Genomic DNA, 22,969 nt, shown 5'->3' with positions numbered 1-22,969 from the left:
TTTACGCATACTGTCATCACTAAACTTGGCAGCCGCCTTAAACAACAAAGCGATCAACCGCGGTTTTCAATTGCTCTGAACTTGCGCTTAATTGCATGCTAGTTGTTGTATTTTCCTGTGCAGAACCAACACTTTTATGTACCACTTCGCTAATATTATTTAAGTTCTGCGATACTTCATTAGTCACTTGGCTTTGCTCTTCAACAGCGGCTGCAATCTGCGTGCTTGAATCAAGAATAAGCTCAATGTCGGCCATAATTTGCGTTAGCCTTTCTTCCGCAGACTCCGCTTGTGACACGCTATCGCTGCTGTGCCCTTGGCAATCAGAAATGTTGGTAACAACCTGATTCGTTTTCGATTGTAGGGTTTCAATAATTTGGCTAATTTCAGCTGTCGAGTGCTGTGTTCGCTGCGCTAAGGTACGTACTTCATCAGCAACAACCGCAAAACCACGTCCTTGATCACCCGCTCGTGCAGCTTCAATTGCCGCATTCAGTGCCAATAAGTTTGTTTGCTCAGCAATATCACCGATCACATTCATCACGGCACCAATATTGTTCGAAGCTGTAGAGAGCTCGTCAACCAGTTGGTTGGTTGAAGATAATGAAGATGAAAGCATATTGATAACATTGCGGGTGTTAACAACTTCATCCAAGCCACTACGCGCTGTACCTTGCGCTGTTTCAGCATTACGTGCAGCGTTGCCGGTTGTTTCAGCAATTTCATTGATGGTTGCAGACATTTCAGTAACAGCAGTTACGACCATTTCAGTCTCTGCTTGCTGCATATTTAAATCATCTTCCGCTTGAGTGCTTCGGTCACGAATGCTGACCGCTTCATCATTAACGGTGTGACTCACCTGCTGAACTTCACGCATGAAGGTATGCAGTTTATCTAGCGTAGTATTGATACTGGTCGACATACTGCCGATTTCATCATCTGTCTCGATTGGAGCTCGCAGCGTCAGATCATTGCGGTGATCGACATTTTCCATCATTTTCTGTAGCCCTTCGATACGGCGAATGACGTTACGCTTGGTTAACTCACTGATGATCAATAAACCACTGATCGCGATAAATGCAAAAATACTCGCGAGATAAAGCAAAGTATCCAAGTCTGAATCTACTTCATCAAATATATCATGTGCAATACCATCAAATTTCGATTCAATGCTATGCGCTGCACTTCGTGTTTGACCACGTAGACCATCTTTAGATGTAACCCCAATCGTATTCGACAGTCTTTCGGCCTGCGTTAATTGCTCTAGTAGCGATGCTAAATCTTGCAAACCATCGCGGTCTGCGTTTTCAGTTAGCTCCGCCATAATCACAGTACTGATTTGGTTAACGCGAGCAAGTTTTTCTGATGAGAACTTATTAGCAACATCACGCACTAAGTTAGTCAGTTCAATATAAGCAACAAGTGCTTCTTCTTGGTGAAGGTGTACCGACAAGTGCTCTGTCGTATCAATAATTTTAGGCACTAGGCCCGTGGCAGACTCTTCATGCCCCAATTGATTGTACATATCAGACATTTTCAAAAAAGCCGCTACATATTGCTCGACTTCACGATCCATTTCGATCACAGGGGTAATATCAAAACCGATTGACTCAGCCGCAACTTTTAAAGTGTCGTTTAAATCTCTGAAGTGACTCGCTTGCTGATTAAATTTATCGATAGAGACTTGATCACGACGAATCATGAAGTCCTTTTCGTAACGGCGTAAATTCAAAAGAGATATTTCAAGTTCTTTTGCTACACTGATTTGCGTGGTCATATCGAGTACACGAAAAACAGAGAAAATAGATAGCCCAAAAAGAAACAATACCAGACATGCAGGCCCTGTACTTAAAAGGGTTAACTTGCTACGAATTTTCATTAGAAACCTAATACGTTAATTTATTTATACTGCCGAAATCACACAAAGCCGTATGACATCAAACTTGATTTTTGAGCTAATATACATGACTAAAAATACGCTGTCATAAAAAAGAAGTAACTCTATGCTAGCACAGCCCAAAGAGACCAATTAACACAAATAAAATCAACATGATAATAAAAAAATACCTGCAAAAGTTTTTTACTTACACCATGGCATTTAGCATTTTACAAGCCCAGCCACCGGTGCTTTTGCATACAAACACCTAACAACATGGTTTAACATTCGCCAATAACCACAGCTATCAGCGTTCATGTAATAAATGCCAAATTAAAACGAAAAAAGCCAACCATCAGATTTGGTTGGCTTTCAATTATCGAGAAAATAGAGCTCTCTATTTACGTCATTAATACTTACTTCAGAGCGTCTACAATCGTATCAATATTGTATTCCATCATCTTCAAATACGTCGGCGCAGGACCTGTAGGCTCAGAAAGCGCATCTGAATATAACTGACCACCGATCTTAGCATCAGTTTCACGGCTGATTTGTTCAATCAGACGGTTATCAGAGATATTTTCAACAAATACGGCTTTAATACCTTCACTGCGAATTTGTTTAATAATTTTAGCAACATCACCAGCGCTCGCTTCTGATTCTGTGCTTGTGCCCTGAGGCGCATGAAAATCAATATTATAATCTCGCGCCATATACGCAAATGCGGCATGCGGAGTAATCACCTTACGTTTATCTTCAGGAATTAATGCCACTTTCTTATGTAACTCAACATCTAACTTATCAAGCTGTTGAATATAGTTGGCTGCATTACGCTGGTAATCTTCAGCGTTATTGGGATCAACTTTCGTTAGACCTTGCTCGATATTTTTCACATACACTTTAACGTTCTTAATGCTGTGCCATGAATGCGGGTCAAATTCACCATGCGCATGATCGTGGTCATGGTCATGGTCATGGTCATGGTCATGGTCATGGTCATGGTCATGGTCATGGTCATGGTCATGGTCATCATGATGGCCGTGTCCACCACAAGAGCAACTATGGCCTTTAATTGTATCGATACCGTCAGCCGCTAATACTTTATTACCCTTAAAGTTCGATGACTCTAACAAGCGAGGCATCCAACCTTCAAATTCAAGCCCATTCATCACAACTAATTGTGCAGATGCAATTGCCTTTGCGTCCATAGGCGCTGGGTTATATACATGTGCATCACCATTTGCTTTTACTAAGTTGGTAATAGCAACATGATCGCCACCCACTTGCTGAACAAGATCACCCAACACCGAAAAACTGGTAACAACAGGAACTTTTGTATCGGCCATTACTGCTGAACTACAACCAAGCCCAAGCGCAATCATAGAAACTGCGAAAGTTGCTTTAGACATTTATTTCCCCTTTTGATTAATTTGCAAATTGCTTCAGCAATAAGCCGCCATGTCGCCCTATCAATAACGACACGATATACATTCCACCCAGTACCAACACAATCGCAGGGCTAGTTGCCAAACTTGCGTGATACGATAAAAACAGACCGAAGTAACAGCTCACTACAGAGGCAACAAAGGCAATAACCAGCATGATGCCCAAACGAGCCGTCCAAAAACGTGCAATTGCGGCAGGTAAAATCATTAAACCCACCGCCATTAAGGTGCCTAAAGCATGGAAACCAGCCACTAGGTTCAACACAACCAAGAGTAAAAAGCTGTAATGCGCAACAGAGCTTAATTTACTGACTGTTCGGAAAAAGGCCGGATCAACACATTCCATCACAATCGGGCGATACAAAATGGCCAACATCAAGATCGAAATGGTTGCAATCGAAGTCAGTAAAATTAGGGCTTCATCGTTTAGTGCTAATGTGGAACCAAAAAGGACATGCAAGAGATCAACATTGCTCCCTTTGGAAGAAATAATCAGCACGCCCGTTGCTAATGACAACAAGTAAAACGCGGCCATACTAGAGTCTTCTTCGGCATGAGAATGCCGTGCAACAATGCCCGCTAACACCGCAACAATACACCCAGCAACAACACCACCAATGGTCATCGCAGACACCGACAAGCCTGAAATCAAAAAACCAATCGCGGCCCCCGGTAAAATCGCGTGTGCCATGGCATCACCCGTTAAGCTCATTCTGCGTAGAGTCAGAAAGACCCCGATCGGTGTAGCACTCAAGCTCAATACAACACAGCCCCATAGTGCTCGCTGCATAAAGGAAAAATCTGAAAAAGGCTCAATAAATAATGTATAGAAATCAGGACTCATGCGACTTGGCTTTTATTCGTAGATAGTTCAATTGGAGATTGCGCTAAATGTTGGTATCCCGCAGCAATCAAATTGGTTGGAGATAAGGCGATATGTACCTCGCCTTTAGCAATCATTTGGGTTGCTACTAGCATCACTTGCGGAAAGTATCGTTGCACTAAACCAAGATCATGAATAACAGCAATGACCGTTTTACCTGCTTGCTGGCAACTGCGGATCACTTGCATTAAGTCTTCAATAGTTTGCGCGTCAATCGCATTAAAAGGCTCATCGAGCAGCAAGATATCTGCGTCTTGCACTAACATGCGAGCAAATAGCATACGTTGAAACTGCCCGCCAGATAGCTCACTGATTTGACGTTCTTCCATCCCTAACAAGCCAACAGTTTCTAGCGCTTGGTAAATTCGAGCACTTTCTTGACGATTAAAAGCTCGCCAAAAACTTAAACGTCGCCATGCGCCTGCAGCCACAAATTCACGTACCGTGATAGGAAACTGCTTATCAATTTGGCTGCTCTGCGGTAAATACGCCACATCTTTTAGGCTATGCTGCCCAAGTGAGATAACACCTTCACTTGGCTTAATCTGATCCATGATGGTTTTTAGTAACGTCGACTTACCTGCACCATTTGGGCCCACGATCGCCAGAAGTTCCCCTTCTTCGATTGTGGCCGACACATCAGATAGCGCCAGTTCATCTCGGTAACGAACTGATATATTTTTTATGGATATCATCTAGTTAAGCCCATCAAATTAGAAATGACAGCATAAGCCACAAAGCAGCTATAGCAACAAGAGCGGCAATAAGGCGGACAGGTACGCTGGTTAATAATAGCGATACACCAAAGCGATGCAATGTTATATCATTACACTCACTATCGACATTAGGAGGGAATTTACTTTGTTTCATGACTCACTACTTTCCACTGCTATTAACTATAAGCATCACAAACGCACTTACAGCCTCAAGCACAATATCGTTACAATATAACATAACAAATAAAGATCTGGCTAGTTGTTTAGAATTGATCTCATTTAGACCCCGAATGAAAAGAAAACCACTCTACTTTGGGTGAGCCTATAATTAACATATTAGGTTTGATGGTGAATCAATTTGAAATTCTAGCAACACCACTATAGTATCGACACTTAGTTTACTATCAAACCAAATGCTCATAAGGTTCCTACCGTGAAAGTAACAAAAACAACTCTTTGTATTGCTAGCGCAATATTTGCAACATCAGCCATGGCAACCGATAGCCACAATTTCTCAGACCCTACCAAAACAGCAACGTCTGTATATGGCGACATGGCAACAGGTCGATTAGAGGCAAAAGTTGATAAGATTCCTGATGCAAAAATAAGCGGAAATACTACCGTATTTAATCTGGGAGTGACCTCGGAGGTTTATAATCGCGATGGCGTTAGGGCCGCTATGATGATTGGCTATAGCTACTTAGACCGCCTATCAGGAAAAATCGGCAATCAACCTGATACTGATATTAATGTCAAAAATGGCCATCGTAATGCCTACAGCTTAGGATTCGCAGCAGCAAAAGATTTTGACCACAACATTTTAAGCACAGTATACGCAAACTTTAATTACCACTGGCTGCAAGCTGACTCACCTTTTTTGTCTGAAGGTTATGACTTAACGTTAACAGGTAAGCTCAATACGATTGAAGTCGGTTCAGGTGAATTAAACTTCTACCCAAGTTACACCTATACCCACCCTAAAACAAAACAGCCGAACGGCGATAATGATACTTTCAACACTTATGCTGTTCGAATTGCTTATGCTATGGATATGTTTAGTGTTTATGCAGAACCTAAACGTGTTGACGGTGAATTCGTATATGGCTTAGGTGCAGGTTACAATTTCACCAGCGATTTTGTTATTGGTGCGCGCTACGAAAGCTTCTCAAAAAACTACAACGATCTAAAACTTGAACTTAACGAGTTCTCGCTGGTATTAGATTACCGCTTCTAAGCGCCATATTTGCACCTACACTCCAAATACGTTGTTGTAGGTGCATTTTCACCATACTCGCACTGTTCAACACCTCTCAATAAGTGTAAGTAAGCCTGTATAACCCTTGGTCTCCCCTACCGAAATTGCCGTAAACATGTTATCTTTCACCTCAATAAAACAACATACATAATTCTCTTTAAAGGCCAAGCCTAGCCATGACTTCAGCCAATCATTCGCCCGATAAAAACTCAACGCCTACCAGTAGCAAACCTGAAAAAAAATCATGGTTTCGCCGCCTATGTACTTGGCTAGTCGGTACCTTCAGCATAATCTTTCTCGCGCTTATTATTGCGCTCACTGTTGGTATAAAAATCGATCTTACCCCCTACCGTGATCGTATAGCCCAAATGATTACCGATAACCTTCATCGCGATACGCATATTTCGGGTGATATTGAGTTACTTATCGGCTTCAGTCCTGAGATTAAGATCAATCAAGTTGAAATCGCAAATATCGAGAGTATGCCTTGGCAACCTATGCTGACCTCGGGGCATATCTCAGCCAAAATTAACGTACTTCCACTATTACAAAATACGCTCTCTATCGACTATTTGGCACTTAACGATATCAGTGTACTTCTTTTTAAAGATTATGAAGGCAAGGCAAACTGGCAATTCGATACCACTCCACCAGGTGATAGCGCACAAGTAAGTACTAACAAGGATCCGTTAAGTTTTCATCTTAAGATTGGCGAACGCATCACCGCAGAAAACATCAACCTCGTTTACGATGACCAGCCACAAGGCAGCTATTTTGATTGGCAGCTTAATAAGCTGGATTTACAACAGCGCGACGAGCAATGGCATCTAACAACGCAAGGCTATGCACTTGGGCAAGAGTACAACTTGTCTCTTGATGGTGATTTAGAAGACATTATCAATCAGCAAACCGGTAACGTTTCGATTCAAGGCGCATTTGCTGGGGCAAAACTCGCGATAGATGCGAACCTACAGCCGCCACAATCGGGGGAATCAACCGCGAGTGTTCAACTGGATTGGCAAAACACTCAACCTATTGAAGACTTACTGGGTTTAGATGTTAAACACGTCGCTCCACTTTCCGTCAGCACAAATATTTCTGCATCTGTGAATCACTTATTTGTGAATGATGTAAAGCTACGTAGCCCAGTAACTTCAGCTGATGGCCACTTTGCCATTGAATTAGGTAAGCATAATTTCATTGATGGTCAGCTAGACATCCCTGTGATTGATCTGCGCCCTTGGTTACAGCCAGAGCCTGAACCACAAATGATGATGGCATACTCTAGTGCTCCCCCACAGAAATCACCACTGCAACAAGCACTTGATAAATGGTTAATTGAAACCACAACAAAGCTAGGTATTCAAATCGGTGAGATCAAAGGCTTAGGAACAAGTATTGAAAATCTATCGCTGAACGTTGAGGGGGAAGCTGGTAAATTATCAGCGCCTATGACAGCAGACATTGCGCAAGTGCCTTTCCGGGGTAATGCCACGATTGATGCGACTGAATGGACATCTAATGTAGATATTCAGCTAGGAGCAACCGATTCACCACTTGGTGAAATGGCGCGTTGGTTAACGGGAATTTACGCGGCCAAAGGTCACCTTGATGATGCCAAACTACAGGTTAAAACGTCAGGGACGAAATTAAGTGAATGGCTAGATAACAGCGAAATAGTACTATCCATTGATCAAGCTAAAGTAAATTGGGCTAAAGCAGCAACCTTTAGCATTGATAAAGCACGCCTTAACGCAGGTATGCATCTACCGTTTAAATCATCGATTAAAGGTGAATTGATGGGCATCCCTGCACATATTACTGCGCAGGCAGGTACGCTCGCTGATATTATTGAACGCCGTGACTGGCCAACTCAGTTAGATTTTGAAAGCCCAGTATTAACAGCACATGCTAAAGGTTTGTTAGTACAAACTAACTGGCAAGAAGGTAGCCACTTTTCGCTATCAATCCAAGGCAATGATGCAAGCGCATTAAGCCCATGGTTAGGAACACAAACTCAGGTATCAGGCCCTATCGCTATTGAAGGTAAACTCGATTACCAAGATGGGCTCATCGCGTTAATGATGAATAAACTGATCCTCATGAATAGCCAAGGCCAGCTTGCGCTCAAATGGCGACCTGAGACGGGTAACCAATGGGCAGCAATCAGCGGCCAATTTTCTCGATTGGATTTCACGCAGTTTGGCCAATTCATTAATGATAATGAGCTACCTGAAGTAGAACAAACCATTCCTACGCAAGGTGCAAACCTCACCATTCCACTGCTTAGCGATGATATCGTTATTATTGATGCTGATGTAGATATTGCTATCGATACACTTGTATGGGCCGATCAGCAACTATCAGACATTGCCTTCAATGGGAAAATGCGTAACGGCAACATGCCCTCGTCGCCGTTTAAAATGCGCTACGCGGGCAGTCGTTATAACGGTGATATTTCACTTAACATCAATGCAGCTACCATCAATTCTCAGCTCAACCTTATCGTTAATAAACCAGACATAGGTCAAATAGCCCAGAACCTCAGCATTACTAACGATCTTGGTATGACATTAGATCAAGCCAAATTAGCAATCCGTCTATCAGGCCGCACTGTGCTTGAGTTAATGGAAATGGCAAAAATTAATGCCCAGCTAACCGGCGGACAATTACTACTTTCAGATATATACACAGGTAAAGCCTTAGATGTGTACTTAGCAAAAGGACAGTTTGCAACAGGGCCAGCAACGGACACCACCCTATCCTTACAAGGTGAGGTGGCAAAACGCCCCGTTAAGCTTTTGCTGTCTTCAGTTTCGCTAAAACAAGCCAACGATGGTCGTAAAACACTGCCCGCTTCTATGGCCTTATCCATAGGTGATATGCACTTTAACGCTAAGTCTGAATTGGCGCTGCCGCTAGACTTCAAAAAATTAGCACTTAACCTGCAGGCTGAAATACCTAACCTTGATCGCCTCAACCACTTCACTGGCGTGGCACTGCCCCCCTACGGACCAATTAGCTTAAAAGCCCAGTTAGCTTCAGATGAAAATGGCTACCGCTTCCGCGACCTACTAATCAAAGTCAATAAGAGCCAATTAACTGGGCATGGCGACCTTCAGCCGCAGGGGAAATATGGTAAGCCAGATGTACGTGTTGCGTTAACTGCACCTTTTATCCAATTAAATGACTTCCAAGTTGGTCATTGGCAAGCATGGCTAGACGAAAATCATGCGTCAGCAGAAACAAGTCCCCAAGCGCCGCAAGAAGCTAAAAGCCAACCATCCCCAGTGATCAGTCCTGAAGGCCTAAACTGGCTCAATGGTGATCTCACGGTCGCTGTAGATGAAGTGCGTTCAGGTAAAGACTGGTTAGGTGCGGGCTCACTTCACCTAAACCTCAATAATGGGCATTTAGTACTGGAACCCTTGCATGTGAAATTGCCTGGGGGAGATATCGCTATTAATGCAAAAATCAAAGCGCGTGGCGATATGTTCGACATTGACTTACAAGGTAAAGTGGACAACTTCGACTATGGTGTTCTAGCGCGTCGCATCCAAAACGACACAGATATGTCGGGGAAAATTAGTACGCAATTTTCGCTAACCAGCCTTGCCAATTCACCCGATACCTTAATGAGAAATGCCAATGGCTTTATCGGCTTTGCCGCTTGGCCTGAAGCATTTGAAGCCGATCTGATTGACCTGTGGGCTGTGAATCTAACCGATGCAATTTTACCGAGCTTTACTGATGAAAATAACTCAGTGCTGAACTGTGTCGCGGCAGGGGTTGATATTCGTGACGGCAATATCAAACAACGCAATATGCTGCTTGATACCACGCGCATTCAAGTCAATGGGAAATTTGATGCATCGTATCAAGATCGCAGTTTTGATCTTTACTTACGTCCGCAATCAAAAAAAGCACAAATTTTTAGCTTACAAACCCCGATTGAGGTGCATGGTCAATTTGATGACTTTGATTTAAACGTGCCACTGTCGGCCATTTTCGAAACCTCGGTGCGTTTTACCACCAGCCCAGTAATTTCACCTATTCGCTGGCTGATTGAAAAACCATTGGAGCGCGACGGCAGTAAAACCTGCGAACTGATTTGGCAAGGTCAACACAAGTAAACGACTAAGGCCTACCGCTTTGGTTCAAGCCAGAGCGAAGTGACACTAGACTGTTAACGCCATATCTATCAAGCCCAAACCAGCATAGGTTTGGGCTTTTTCATCTCAGAGCCAATAAATTTCACTCAACAAAAAAGCCGCAACCTACGATAAACATAAGTTGCGACTTAATTATATTCAGCGGCACTTAACAATTATAACGTTAAGCAAAAAGCTTACGCCTACTTAGGGCCTTATTTAGCTGTGTCGTCTTTATGCTCTGCGCGGTAGTATTCCCACGAATCGACAACAGTACCGTTAGCCAGTTTACATTGGCCAAATTGACCATCGGCATTTTCACCAACAAGGTACTCACCACCTTGCTCTTCACAGAATACGGCTGATGGATCAGCCATGCCTAGCATTGGTTGTTCAGCATCTTCATGGTGCTGATTGTAGTAAGCCCACTCTTCAACTTCGGTACCATCTGCTAATTGGCAATAACCCACTTGACCGTCAGCTTCATCTTTAATAACAGACACACCACCTTGCTCTTCACAAAACACTGATGCAGGGTTAGCCATACCAATCAATGCATCTGTGCTAGCTGCTTGATTATCTTCACTATTGGCACGGAAATATTCCCATGCTTCCACTTCAGTACCATCGCTTAACTGACAAAAACCGACTTGGCCATTTTCACCGTCTTTATTGATGTAGGTGCCACCTTGCTCCTCACAAAATACCGCTGATGGGTTAGCCATACCAATTGGTTGTTCTGCTTTATCATCATTGTTGTCGTTCATGAAAGTCCACTCTTCAATTAAACGGCCGTCACTTAATTTACAATAGCCAACTTGACCACCATCTTCATCCTTAATCACCACTTCACCACCCTGCTCAACACAAAACTCTGAGGCTGGATTTGCCATTGAGGGCATAGTTTCTTGCGGCTTTTCAGCTTCTGAACACGCGGTTAGTCCAACGGTAGCCAATAAAACGACTAATAGTGTTTTTTTCATAAGTAAAAATCCTATAACTGTTTTTATTTTACGATCATTAATCGAACATCGTTTTAATGACCATCGTTTGATGATGTACTTTACGCTATTTTGACTTGATGTCAAACCACATTTGATAAAGTACAGGCATAACTTAACCGTTTAAATATGATCTCCAATGAAATTAAGGTCATTTTTCCTTATGAAGATACTCTTTGATTTAATAACAAACTGTGATTTATGGGATCAAGTACAAAAAAATAGACATTTCGTTCTAACTTATCCAGGAAATACGCAACAAATATGCGTATTGAGCATTATCTCTGTTTGTATATGTATTCATTTTCACTCATAATATTGCGCCTAAATTAGCCAATAAACGGTTAAGCCAGAGTAGGTTGTGGTAAATGGAACAAAAAATATTAGTCGTGGAAGATAGTCGACCTTTTCGCAGAGCCATCGAATCTGAATTGAGGCAAGCTGGTTTCTTACCTGTTTTTGCTGAAACCATAGCCGAAGCCGAGCACGTACTCGACCAAGACACCAACTTCCTCTGTGCTATTCTAGATTACTGCCTACCTGACGGTCAGGACGGTGAAATTATTGATGTGTGCTTATCTGTTGGCATCAAAGTTATCGTTTTAACCGCAATGATGGATGAAATAACACGCGAGAAAGTGTTAGCCAAAACCGTCATCGACTATATTCCTAAAGACAGCCCAAGCTGTATTTCAGCTATTATCCCTATTCTTCACCGTTTGGCGAAAAACAGTTCCCATAAAGTACTGCTCGTTGATGACTCCATTACGGCTCGCAAATACACCCGCAGTTTACTAGAGCGCCAATACCTGAATGTTATTGAAGCAAAAAATGGTGAACATGCCTTAGAAATCATGCAAAAAGACAGAGAGATTAGTCTTGTGATCACAGACTATGCGATGCCTGAGCGTGATGGCGTTAGCCTAGTCAAAGAGCTGCGTAAACAATATAGCCTGGATAAATTAGCGGTTATTGGTCTATCGGGTAGCGATGAAGCATCGCTAACCGCAAAGTTTTTGAAAGCTGGTGCCAACGACTTTTTAACTAAGCCCTTTAATCAAGAAGAGTTTTACTGTCGTCTACATAGTACACTGAATATTCTCGATTCAGAGCGCCGCTTGTACCACCTAGCTAACCAAGATTACCTCACACAAACGTGGAATCGTCGTTACTTCTTTGATCACCCAATGAGTAAAAATCATCAGTCACCGCGCTGTTTAGCCTTGATTGATATTGATAATTTTAAAGCGATCAACGATAACTTTGGTCACCATATTGGTGACATGATCTTGATTGAATTGGCGACAGTTCTTAAAAATTATTTCCCCGATGCACTGGTCTCCCGCTTCGGAGGTGAAGAGTTCTGTATTCTTTATGGTAACTCTCCACATATTTTCGAGCAGCGGCTGGAAGCGATGAAAAATGAAATTGCGAACGCCGAACTAACCATTCTGAGTAATAAAATTCAATATACGGTCAGTACTGGTGTAGTCGCAACTGAAGGTAATATTCACGATCTACTAAGACGCGCTGACAGCTGTTTATACAAAGCAAAATCTCAAGGCCGTAACTGCATCGTTAAAGAGCAGCTCGCATAACAAAGAAAGCCAGTTGATTAATCAACTGGCTTTGTTGTATTTATCATCGTCTGCCTAGTCAATCACTGCACTTCAGCTTCTTTTACTTTCTCAGCTAAGTTATTCAGTTCAACAGGCAATGTTTGCTTCACATAGATACCAGGAGCAGGCATGAGTGCGGGGTGGTTATCACTACCGATAGAGCGAGCATCGACAGGCTCCGCTTCCGCAAAACCCGCTAGCCATTGGTCCCAGTGTGTCCACCATGAACCATCTTGGCGTTCTGCTCCTTTTAGCCAAGCTTCAGGGTCATCACCTAGATCATCATTCACCCAGTAACCATATTTATTTTTCGCAGGGTGATTCACAATACCTGCAATATGGCCTGATTCACCCAGTACAAATGTCGATTTACCGCTTAAATGACGAGAACCACGATAAGTCCCCTGCCAAAGAGCAATATGATCTTCAATGGTAGAGATAAAATACGTGGGTACTTTTATCTTAGTCAGATCAATATCTACACCACCGATCTGCACACCTTTCGGCTCAACCAGTTTGTTCTCTAAATAGAATTTACGCAGTAAAGTGTTATGACACGAAGCTGCAACATTGGTGCTATCACCATTCCAATACAATAAGTCAAAATCAATTGGACTATTACCCTTAAGGTAATTGTTGATGTAGTAATTCCAATATAAGCTATTTTCACGCAACAAACTGAAGGTCACGCTCAGCGAGCGACCATCCATATAACCTTTCGACAGATTTTCTGCTTCAATGGCAGAAATGATAGGGTCATTGATATACGCCCCAATCTCACCAGGTTGTGAGAAATCAAGCAGGGTCGTAAAGAAGGTGGCAGATTTAACCCGACTACGCATACGCTTTGCGGAATAATAGGCTAATGTCGACGCCAGTAAACTTCCACCAATGCAGTACCCTGCGGTATTAATTTGCTTTTCACCCGTAATTTCAGACACCGCATCAATTGCTTTAATCGTGCCGTCGAGTACATAGTGCTCAAAATCAACATCTATCATAGATGCGTCAGGGTTACGCCAAGACATCATAAAGACGGTATGTCCTTGCTCCACGAGCCAGCGAACCATTGAGTTCTTTTCACGAAGATCAAGAATATAGTATTTGTTAATGAATGGCGGCACAATCAGCAATGGCGTTGCGTTAACTTGTTCCGTTAGCGGCTTATACTGAATAAGTTCAAATAACTCATTTTTATATACAACATCGCCTGCGGTATTCGCAACATTCGTCCCTAATTCAAATGCACTGTCATTCGTCATTCGAATTTTAAGTACATCGGCACTAGATTGAATATCTTCTTGTAACAACTCCATACCTTTAACTAAGTTTTCACCATTACTTTCAACGGTCAGCTTTACTAGTTCAGGGTTAGTCGTTACGAAGTTTGTAGGCGAGAGTGCATTGATTGCCTGACGAGAAAAGAAGCTTAAACGCTCCTTGGTTTTTTCGTCTAAGCCTTCAATGGCATCAATACTTTCTTGCATCGTGTTGCTATAAAGCAAATACGATTGCTTTATATAATTATAAAACGCTTCATTTTCCCATGCAGGATCACTGAAACGCTTATCATCTTTTGCAGGTTTGACTGCGGCATCTTCATTACCAGGCATCATGGTAATGTTTTGCCAGATTTTCATTTGGTTTTCCCACCAATTCATCTGCACTTTAGCAAGCGCTGCAGGCTGTGCAGAGGCTTTCTCAATCAGTTGAGTCGCGTCATCAAGATTGACTTCATTGAGTGCTTTCGTGAGGGGGGTGTTAATCGCTGCTTTGCCAGAATCCAATTCTTTCCACCACAGCTGATTCATTTCTTGAAGCTTGGCAAAGTAGTCCGAAAAGAAGTTTTGATCCATGATAATGACCTCGTTTATGGACTAAAAAATGCCGCCTAAAATAAGGCGGCATTACGGTCATTTACTTATGCTGTTGGTGTTGCTTGCTGTACATTTTCAGCGACAAGCTCTTCAACATCGGTTTTAAATTCTTGAGCAATAGATTGGAACTTGTTGCTATCGTCCATCAGTTGCTGAGACAGCTTCGTTAGCGTCTCTAGTTGCTGACTATTGAAAGCAGTGAGTGATTGTACGTCTTTCACTTCGCCAACCGCTTTCAATTGAGATAGCCCTAGATCACTGTATGCACGAACTGCCGCTAATTGTAGCTCTGTAATATCTTCAACATTCTTAGTGAAAAGTTTGTTGAATTTTACGTATGGTGCCAGTGTTTTCTCTGTTTGCTCTGAGAACGATTTGAACATTTCCGTATACATGTTTTGTATCCTTAATCATTAAGTAATAAGCTGGCTTCAAGCATCACTATGCCATGTCGCTATCCGCCTATACGTATCATTGGTTAAACACTTTTCAATACAATGGCAGTACCCATACCGCCACCGACACACAAAGTTGCGAGGCCATATTCGGTGTTACGACGACGCATTTCATGCAGTAGACTGACAATAATTCGGTTGCCTGATGCCCCTAGAGGATGACCCAGCGCGATCGCACCACCATTAACATTTGAACGCTCTGCAATGTCTTCAACTTTCACATCTAGCTCGTCAGCTAACTCATGCAACACACCAAGCGCTTGACCAGCAAAGGCCTCGTTAAATTCAAATAGCCCAACTTGTTCAATCGACAGATCGGCTTTATCGAGTGCTTTCATTACTGCAGGAACAGGGCCAAGTCCCATCACTTCAGGTGCAACACCTGCTTGCGCATAACTTTGAATTTCAGCAAGAGGGGTAAGGCCATATTTTTTAACGGCCGCTTCAGAAGCAACAATAATCGCACTACCGCCATCATTAATCCCAGAGGCATTACCCGCTGTCACAGATCCTTCTTTATTAAAGGCTGGGCGCAATTGCGCTAATCCTTCAATACTGGCATCGGCTTTTGGGTATTCATCGGTATCAACAACCGAGGTTTTTCGACGAACTGTCACTTCAACAGGCGCAATTTCATCTTTGAAAGTCCCTTGCTCTATCGCCGCTACTGCACGTTGTTGGCTAGCTAATGCAAAGTTATCTTGTTGTTCACGAGTCAAACCAACTTTAGCAACAACATTTTCAGCAGTCACACCCATGTGATAATTATTGAACACATCGGTTAACCCATCAGCAACAAGCAGATCTGTCATTTCAAGGTTGCCCATTTTTTGTCCGTCACGCACTTTCGATGACACACAAAATGGAATTTGCGACATACTTTCAGCACCAGCAGCAACCACAAGATCAGCATCACCCGCTTTAATGTGGGCGGCTGCATCCATCACCGTTTTCATACCACTGCCGCACACCATGTTTAAGCTATATGCAGGCACTTCGTTTGGCACGCCAGCGTATAATGCGGCTTGGCGACCAGGGCCCATACCTTGGCCGGCGCCAACAACGTTGCCGACGATCACTTCATCTAGGTGAGCAGGTTGAATATTTGCTTGCTGTATTGCGGCTTTGATTGCTACAGCACCTAATTGCGCAGGAGATACTGATTTTAGTGCGCCATTAAAACAGCCAATTGGCGTACGCTTTGCTGCAACAATAAATACTTTTGCCATTTCCAAGTTCCTTTATTCCATTAAAAGAGTGCACCAATTAGTGCATGTACAAGCCACCGTTAACATTCAGGGTTTCACCCGTAATGTATGCGGCCTGCTCACTGGCTAAGAAAATAACAGCAGCAGCAATTTCTTCTGGCTTAGCTAAGCGCTTCATTGGAATTTCAGCTTTAATGCCATCAAGCACTTCTTCTCTAATCGCTTCAACCATAGGTGTTCCCGTATAGCCTGGTGCAATTGCATTTACTGTCACACCAGAACGCGCACCTTCAGCAGCAAGTGCTTTGGTAAAACCAATCATGCCAGCTTTAGCCGCAGAATAGTTTGCTTGACCAAATTGACCTTTTAAACCATTGACTGATGTGATGTTAATAATGCGTGCGTTTCCATGCTCGCACATAGATGCAAACAAGGGTTGTGTTACATTAAATAGGCTATTGAGATTGGTGTTAATAACGTCATTCCATTGCTGCGCTGTCATACGCTTAAATGTTGTATCTCGCGTAATACCGGCGTTATTTACCAATACATCAATGTTGCCTTCTTCCTGCAATAGTGTTGCAAGCGCTTCTTCGCAATATGCTGCATCTGTAACATCCAGCGGGAGTATGCGTACTTGCTCGTCAGAATAATTATTCTCTTTTAACCATTTCTTCGCACACGCTTCATTCGTTGGAAAGTACGTTGCAATCACACGAAAACCAGCTGTCACCAAATTATTCGTAATAGACGAACCAATACCACCTTTAGCACCTGTAACTAATGCTTTCTTTGCCATGAACACAGACTCCTTCCTACCCTTAATGAGAACACACACTATTGATATACAAGCAAAATAAAACTAGCACGCCAACCTTATGTGTATTTCTACCAACCAAAATAGTGTTAACGTTATTTATAAACCTGCCAATATCCTAACGTTGTTTAAATACACTTCAGTGATACATTTGTTGCATATTTATTATAAGAGCACAGAGTCATATACTTATCAACACACAGTATGAATGGTCGTACCAATATACCTGAATAGAATCACACTTATTATATCTATCAATAACCGAGGCGATGTTGCGGAAATATTAAAAATCATTTTCTTGCTAGGCATAATTGCAAACATGACCCAATGAATAATTAGTTAAGCTGTTCTTTATGCAGAAGAAAGTAATCATCTCTACCTGTATACACAGTCATCTTGCACATAGGATGATTCGCAATAGCAACCCACTACGCACCTTAACGCCTTACAAGCAACAAGGTGCGACACCAAACTCATGTAGCCATATAGGGTTTAATGAAATCTAAACGAGGAAATGAATCTGCAAAAAGAGGATAATGAAGCGTTAGACAAAACAACGAGAGAGGATTTAAAGTACTGACTTTCGCGTACCACCCTCGAACTTATTCCGTTTTATTTAGTCATATCAGGTATTAAACCTATTTTGTCTATCAACAAGGACAATCTACTCCATGCTAGCAGATACATTTCAACGTCTTAATACATACTTAGAAAGCCAAGTTATTGGCCAACCAGCCCTCGTTAAACAACTACTTATAGCTCTACTTGCTGATGGGCACATTTTGGTTGAAGGGCCTCCTGGTCTTGCAAAGACACGCGCTGTAAAAGTATTGTCTGACTGCATTGAAGGTGATTTTCATCGCATCCAATTTACGCCCGATCTTCTGCCTGCCGATTTAACAGGAACTGATATTTTCCGCCCAGAAACGGGAGAATTTACTTTTCAACCGGGGCCAATTTTTAATGCTCTCGTCCTTGCAGATGAAATAAACCGCGCACCAGCCAAGGTGCAAGCTGCGATGCTAGAAGCCATGGCAGAAAAGCAGATCACAGCTGGCCGTAATACTTACCCTCTACCTGATTTGTTTCTGGTGATGGCGACCCAAAACCCGATAGAGCAAGAAGGTACTTATCCATTACCAGAAGCACAGCTTGATCGCTTCTTGCTGCAATTAAACGTTGACTATCCAAGCGAAGCCAGCGAGCTAGAGATTCTGCGTCTTAACCGTGGCGAAGCCCAAGGGCTAGAAAAACCCGAAGCTGTGCATGTAACAAAAGACACTATCTTTGAAGCACGACAAGCCGTATTAAATACGTATATGGCTGAAGATATTGAGCATTACATCATTCGCTTAGTCATGGCGACGCGCCAGCCAGAACGTTACAGTGACCAACTTAATAACTGGCTTCAAATGGGAGTAAGCCCACGTGCCACCTTGGCATTGGATCGCTGCGCCCGAGCGAATGCCTGGTTAAATGGTCGCGACTTTGTTACCCCAGAAGATGTTCAGCTAATGGCTTATCCTGTGTTACGTCACCGCTTGTTACTTAGCTATGAAGCCCAAGCAGAGAACGTTAAACCAGACACCATTATCACCACTCTAATTGAACAGGTTGCTTGCGTATGACGTTAGCAACACCGAATAGTGCCTTACCCCCCCATAGCGACGGTGTGCGCCTTTGCCTTGCTGAACTGCTGCAATACAAAGATCAGGCCGTGCGTTGGTTAGCGCCCGCACAAAGTATTTGGTCGTACTTAAATGGCAAGCACGCTAGCCGCCAAAAAGGTCGTGGGATGAATTTCTCAGAAGTGCGCCCTTATCAAGCTGGCGATGATATTCGTGCCATTGATTGGCGGGTGACGGCGCGTACAGGTAAAACACATACCAAATTGTTTACAGAAGAGCGTGAACAGCCCGTCATGCTATTGGTTGATCTCAGCAGCAGTATGCAGTTTGGTTCTGAACTCATGTTGAAGTCTGTTCAGGCGGCACATTTTGCCAGTTTACTTTGTTGGCTCACCATCAAAGAGCAAGACCGCATTGGTGCTATTGTTTACGACGGTCAAACCTTGCATGAAATAAAGCCAGCTGGACGTCAGCAGGGGGCGCTGCGGGTTATTAACCAATTAATTGCCAGCCAACAGCGCATCAATACCAGTAAACACGCGGCCGTTGATACCGCAGCACAACCCGCGGCAATTGATTTTTCGGCGGCGCTTCGTCACCTCAGTCATTTATGCCCCAAAGGCAGTGAAATCATTATTGTCAGCGATTTCCAATCACTAAAAGCAGATGATAAACAGTCACTAAGCCGATTACGTCATCATAATCGTATCCAATTTGTACAAATTCATGATCCACTAGAGCAAGGTATTACGGCATTTCGTGGCATTGAACAAGTCGCAGATAAGAGCCAGTCAGTGTGGCTCAATTTTGCCGCAGCAAGCACCAGAGAGCAGCTGGGTAGCCAATTTCAACACCACCAAGCGTTACTGAAAACACTCGCTAATTCATTGGCCATTCCCTTATATAGCCTTAATGCTGCTTTGCCTTTGCTCGAGCAGCTTGGACAACAGAAAGGGCAAGCATAAATTATGTCAGTACAATCAACGTCGACATTGCCTCTTGCAGACATTGTTTTGCCGCCACCACCAAGTCCATGGGTATTTGCTTGGGGTTGGTGGGCACTCGCTATCCTATTACTGATTGCGATAGGCATAACGGTATGGCGAATACGGCATTATAGGCAGACGCATAAAGCCCAAAAAGCCGCTCTCGCTTTACTGGCACAACACCGAGTAAATGGCACCTTAAGTGACATTAACACTGTGCTTCGCCAAGCCGCCTTGAGCTATTTTCCGCGAGAACGTGTCGCTTCGCTAACGGGCAATGCTTGGTTAGCTTTTTTAGACCAACAATGCTCAACGCCTTCTCAGGCGGGGTTTGTCAGCAATGAAGCCATTTGGTTACGCGGCCTGTTCGCCATGAACCAGCTCACGCCAGAGGAATATCAGCAATGTTATCGCTTAGCAGAAGCATGGCTAAAGCACGCATTGCCGCCATCATCTAACAAGCTAAATACTGACGTAAACAGTAGTACGATTAAAACGGAGAATAACCGTGTTTGAATTCACGTGGTTATGGGCAGGCCTGCTGTTACCACTGCCCTACCTTGTCTATCGGTTTGCAAAACCCGTCCACCAGCAAGCAGCCGTTACCTTACCCCAGCTACCCGAAGGTATAGGGCAACAACAAAAACGCAGCCAGCTCGGCCTAATAACGATGTCACTGATCTGGATAGCACTTCTAGCCGCGCTTGCACGACCAGTCTGGTACGGTGATCCCATCGAGATCAACCCCGATCACCGTGACATGCTACTTGCTGTTGATCTATCAGGATCGATGTCGATCCAAGATATGGTGACACCATCAGGCGAGAGCATAGATCGTTTAGCCGCCGTTAAAAATGTCCTCACTGACTTTATTAAGGCACGTAAAGGCGACCGCCTTGGCTTGGTGCTATTTGCAAACCATGCCTACTTACAAACGCCCCTTACGTTTGACCGTAAAACCGTCGAACAACAGCTCGATCGCACCGTACTTGGGTTAATCGGCCAAGCAACCGCTATCGGCGAAGGTTTAGGCGTAGCAACCAAGACATTTATAGACAGCGAAGCACCGCAGCGTGTCATCGTTTTGCTTAGCGATGGTGCTAATACCGCAGGCGTCATAGAGCCATTAGAAGCTGCAAAACTGGCAGCAGATAGTAATGTAACCATCTATACCGTAGGGGTGGGTGCAGAAGAAATGATCCAGCAAGGGCTATTCAGTAATAGGGTGGTCAATCCGTCACAAGATCTGGATGAAAGTATGCTCACACGCATTGCAGAAATGACTGGCGGGCAATATTTCCGCGCCCGTAACCCGCAAGAGCTCAGTAATATTTATCAGCTGATTGATCAAATGGAACCGATTAACACAGCACAGCAGACATGGCGACCAAGAGACGAACTATTTCGTTATCCTCTCGCTTTAGCATTCTTTCTATCATGTTTATTGGTTATTTTTAGGAGGGCTCGTGGCTGATTTTACCCTTCTTCATCCACTGTGGTTACTGGCGTTGATTCCACTCGCTATTTTATTACCCTGGGTGTATTCAGCACGTCAAAAGACTCGCTTAATCGCCCCCCATTTGGCGAAACATTTTGGTATTACACCGCAAAACAATAATCGGTTTACCTATGGCCTAGCATTAATTTGGCTACTCGCTATTTTCGCGTTATCTGGCCCAAGCTGGCAAAAGTCGTCAGTACCCGCCTACTCTATTTCAGGTGCACGTGTGCTTGTTATGGATATGTCTCGCTCTATGTATGCAACTGACATTACCCCCAATCGCCTGACTCAAGCACGCTTTAAAGCATTAGATTTACTGCCAGGCTGGCAAGAAGGTAGTACAGGGTTGGTGACATACGCAGCTGATGGCTACATTGTCAGCCCGCTAACTCAAGATAGCACCACACTGGCAAGTTTAATTCCGTACCTCTCTCCTGAACTTTTGCCTATTCAGGGCAGCAACGCAGCAGCGGGTATTGAAGAAGCGATAACCCTATTAAAGCAAGCTGGTCATGCAGTTGGCGATATCGTATTAGTCACAGACGGGCTAAGTAAGAAAGAGTCGGAACAAAGCCTTGCGCTGCTCAATAAACACAAGTTTCGCTTGTCTATTTTAGCGGTAGGCACCCAGCAAGGGGCGCCAATTCAACTTGCCGATGGGCGTATTCTCAATGATCAGCAAGGGCAACCTGTTATCGATAAAGTGGATCTCGACACACTATTACCACTTGTTCGCCAAACAGGTGGCACATTACAGCTATCTCAGAATGATAACCGCGATGTCGATGCTTTGATCGCACTCACAGCGAAGCCCCAGCAACAAGCTAATCAGAGTAAAGACAAAACACTGGATGAGCGTATCAATAATGGCTTTTGGCTACTCATACCCGTTTGCTTGTTAGCCCTGCTTGGCTTTCGTCGTGGTTTATTGGTTGCGATCCCACTGGTGCTAATGCCTGTTCACGATGCAAGCGCTAATCCATGGCAAACTAACGACCAACAAGGACTTTCCTTGTATCAACAGCAAGATTATACCGCAGCAGCCGAGCACTTTACCGATCCAGCCTGGCAAGGTGTCAGCCAGTATAAAAATGGCGACTTCCCTTCGGCTATCAAGACGTTATCTCAGCTTGAGGATGCAAGCTCGCGTTACAACTTAGGCAATGCTTACGCACAAAATGGGCAGTACGAAGAAGCCCTCCAAGCATATGACCAAGCACTAGAACAACAGCCTGACTTTGCTCAAGCACAAAAGAACCGTTCGATTGTTGAGCAAGCCAAACAGCAACAGCAACAGCAACAGCAACAGCAACAGCAACAGCAACAGCAACAGCAACAGCAACAGCAACAGCAACAGCAACAAAAGGATAAACAAGCGAATCAGCAGAATCAGCAGAATCAGCAGAATCAGCAGAATCAGCAGAATCAGCAGAATCAGCAGAATCAGCAGAATCAGCAGAATCAGCAGAATCAGCAGAATCAGCAGAATCAGCAGAATCAGCAGAATCAGCAGAATCAGCAGAATCAGCAGAATCAGCAGAATCAGCAGAA

General features: G+C 43.6%; 17 protein-coding genes. 8 read left to right on the top strand and 9 right to left on the bottom strand.

Annotated features, from left to right (window positions below; translation table 11 throughout):
• Positions 1-37: 37 nt before the first annotated feature.
• The 4 genes from L4C35_RS12300 to L4C35_RS12285 all read right to left on the bottom strand — a co-directional run bounded on the left by L4C35_RS12300 (position 38) and on the right by L4C35_RS12285 (position 4,899).
• A complete protein-coding gene (locus L4C35_RS12300) occupies positions 38-1,879 on the bottom strand; it encodes a methyl-accepting chemotaxis protein (protein ID WP_428463141.1) in 1,842 nt (613 codons plus the stop codon).
• Between the two features lie 413 nt (positions 1,880-2,292).
• Complete coding sequence (locus tag L4C35_RS12295; protein ID WP_428463140.1) at positions 2,293-3,285, bottom strand: metal ABC transporter substrate-binding protein; 993 nt, start codon at positions 3,283-3,285, stop codon at positions 2,293-2,295.
• Between the two features lie 16 nt (positions 3,286-3,301).
• Positions 3,302-4,165, bottom strand: a complete 864-nt coding sequence (locus L4C35_RS12290) for a metal ABC transporter permease (protein ID WP_428463139.1) — start codon at positions 4,163-4,165, stop codon at positions 3,302-3,304.
• Complete coding sequence (locus tag L4C35_RS12285) at positions 4,162-4,899, bottom strand: metal ABC transporter ATP-binding protein (protein ID WP_428463138.1); 738 nt, start codon at positions 4,897-4,899, stop codon at positions 4,162-4,164. Before L4C35_RS12285 ends, L4C35_RS12290 begins: the two co-directional genes overlap by 4 nt.
• Positions 4,900-5,353: 454 nt before the next feature.
• Between L4C35_RS12285 and L4C35_RS12280 the strand changes: the two genes are divergently transcribed.
• On the top strand, positions 5,354-6,154 hold the full coding sequence (locus tag L4C35_RS12280) for a hypothetical protein (RefSeq protein ID WP_428463137.1): 801 nt from the start codon (positions 5,354-5,356) through the stop codon (positions 6,152-6,154).
• Between the two features lie 197 nt (positions 6,155-6,351).
• A complete protein-coding gene (locus tag L4C35_RS12275) occupies positions 6,352-10,308 on the top strand; it encodes an AsmA family protein (protein WP_428463136.1) in 3,957 nt (1,318 codons plus the stop codon).
• A gap of 233 nt (positions 10,309-10,541) precedes the next feature.
• Here L4C35_RS12275 and L4C35_RS12270 read toward each other — a convergent pair whose 3' ends face one another.
• Positions 10,542-11,309 carry a putative hemolysin gene (locus L4C35_RS12270; protein ID WP_428463135.1) on the bottom strand — a complete coding sequence of 256 codons (768 nt, stop codon included), beginning with the start codon at positions 11,307-11,309 and terminating at the stop codon, positions 10,542-10,544.
• A gap of 386 nt (positions 11,310-11,695) precedes the next feature.
• On the opposite strand from L4C35_RS12270, the gene L4C35_RS12265 reads away from it, so the two are divergent.
• On the top strand, positions 11,696-12,925 hold the full coding sequence (locus tag L4C35_RS12265; protein WP_428463134.1) for a response regulator: 1,230 nt from the start codon (positions 11,696-11,698) through the stop codon (positions 12,923-12,925).
• A gap of 62 nt (positions 12,926-12,987) precedes the next feature.
• On the opposite strand, the gene phaC is transcribed toward L4C35_RS12265, so the two are convergent.
• The 4 genes from phaC to L4C35_RS12245 form a co-directional block, all read right to left on the bottom strand.
• Entirely contained in the window at positions 12,988-14,802 is a 1,815-nt protein-coding gene (gene phaC / locus L4C35_RS12260; protein ID WP_428463133.1) for a class I poly(R)-hydroxyalkanoic acid synthase, read from the bottom strand.
• A 65-nt stretch (positions 14,803-14,867) separates the two neighbouring features.
• Positions 14,868-15,218 carry a phasin family protein gene (locus L4C35_RS12255; protein WP_428463132.1) on the bottom strand — a complete coding sequence of 117 codons (351 nt, stop codon included), beginning with the start codon at positions 15,216-15,218 and terminating at the stop codon, positions 14,868-14,870.
• A gap of 83 nt (positions 15,219-15,301) precedes the next feature.
• Positions 15,302-16,507 (bottom strand): acetyl-CoA C-acetyltransferase, encoded by a 1,206-nt coding sequence (locus L4C35_RS12250; RefSeq protein ID WP_428463131.1) that lies wholly within the window; start codon positions 16,505-16,507, stop codon positions 15,302-15,304.
• A gap of 37 nt (positions 16,508-16,544) precedes the next feature.
• Positions 16,545-17,285 carry an SDR family oxidoreductase gene (locus L4C35_RS12245; RefSeq protein WP_428463130.1) on the bottom strand — a complete coding sequence of 247 codons (741 nt, stop codon included), beginning with the start codon at positions 17,283-17,285 and terminating at the stop codon, positions 16,545-16,547.
• A gap of 689 nt (positions 17,286-17,974) precedes the next feature.
• On the opposite strand from L4C35_RS12245, the gene L4C35_RS12240 reads away from it, so the two are divergent.
• From L4C35_RS12240 to L4C35_RS12220, 5 genes are all read left to right on the top strand, one after another.
• Entirely contained in the window at positions 17,975-18,931 is a 957-nt protein-coding gene (locus tag L4C35_RS12240) for an AAA family ATPase (RefSeq protein WP_428463129.1), read from the top strand.
• A complete protein-coding gene (locus tag L4C35_RS12235) occupies positions 18,928-19,896 on the top strand; it encodes a DUF58 domain-containing protein (RefSeq protein ID WP_428463128.1) in 969 nt (322 codons plus the stop codon). The genes L4C35_RS12240 and L4C35_RS12235 overlap by 4 nt, the downstream gene beginning before the upstream one ends.
• 3 nt (positions 19,897-19,899) lie before the next feature.
• Positions 19,900-20,433: a DUF4381 domain-containing protein gene (locus L4C35_RS12230; RefSeq protein ID WP_428463127.1), complete on the top strand. Its 534-nt coding sequence runs from the start codon at positions 19,900-19,902 to the stop codon at positions 20,431-20,433.
• Positions 20,426-21,391, top strand: coding sequence for a vWA domain-containing protein (locus tag L4C35_RS12225; RefSeq protein ID WP_428463126.1), 966 nt, complete (start codon positions 20,426-20,428; stop codon positions 21,389-21,391). Before L4C35_RS12230 ends, L4C35_RS12225 begins: the two co-directional genes overlap by 8 nt.
• Positions 21,384-22,969 (top strand): vWA domain-containing protein (locus tag L4C35_RS12220; RefSeq protein ID WP_428463125.1); only part of this gene is annotated, 1,586 nt, incomplete at its 3' end. The genes L4C35_RS12225 and L4C35_RS12220, both read left to right, overlap by 8 nt.

The sequence above is a fragment of the Photobacterium kagoshimensis genome, assembly GCF_050337045.1.
Lineage (GTDB): Bacteria > Pseudomonadota > Gammaproteobacteria > Enterobacterales > Vibrionaceae > Photobacterium > Photobacterium kagoshimensis.
This window is presented reverse-complemented; position numbering and strand designations above follow the sequence as displayed.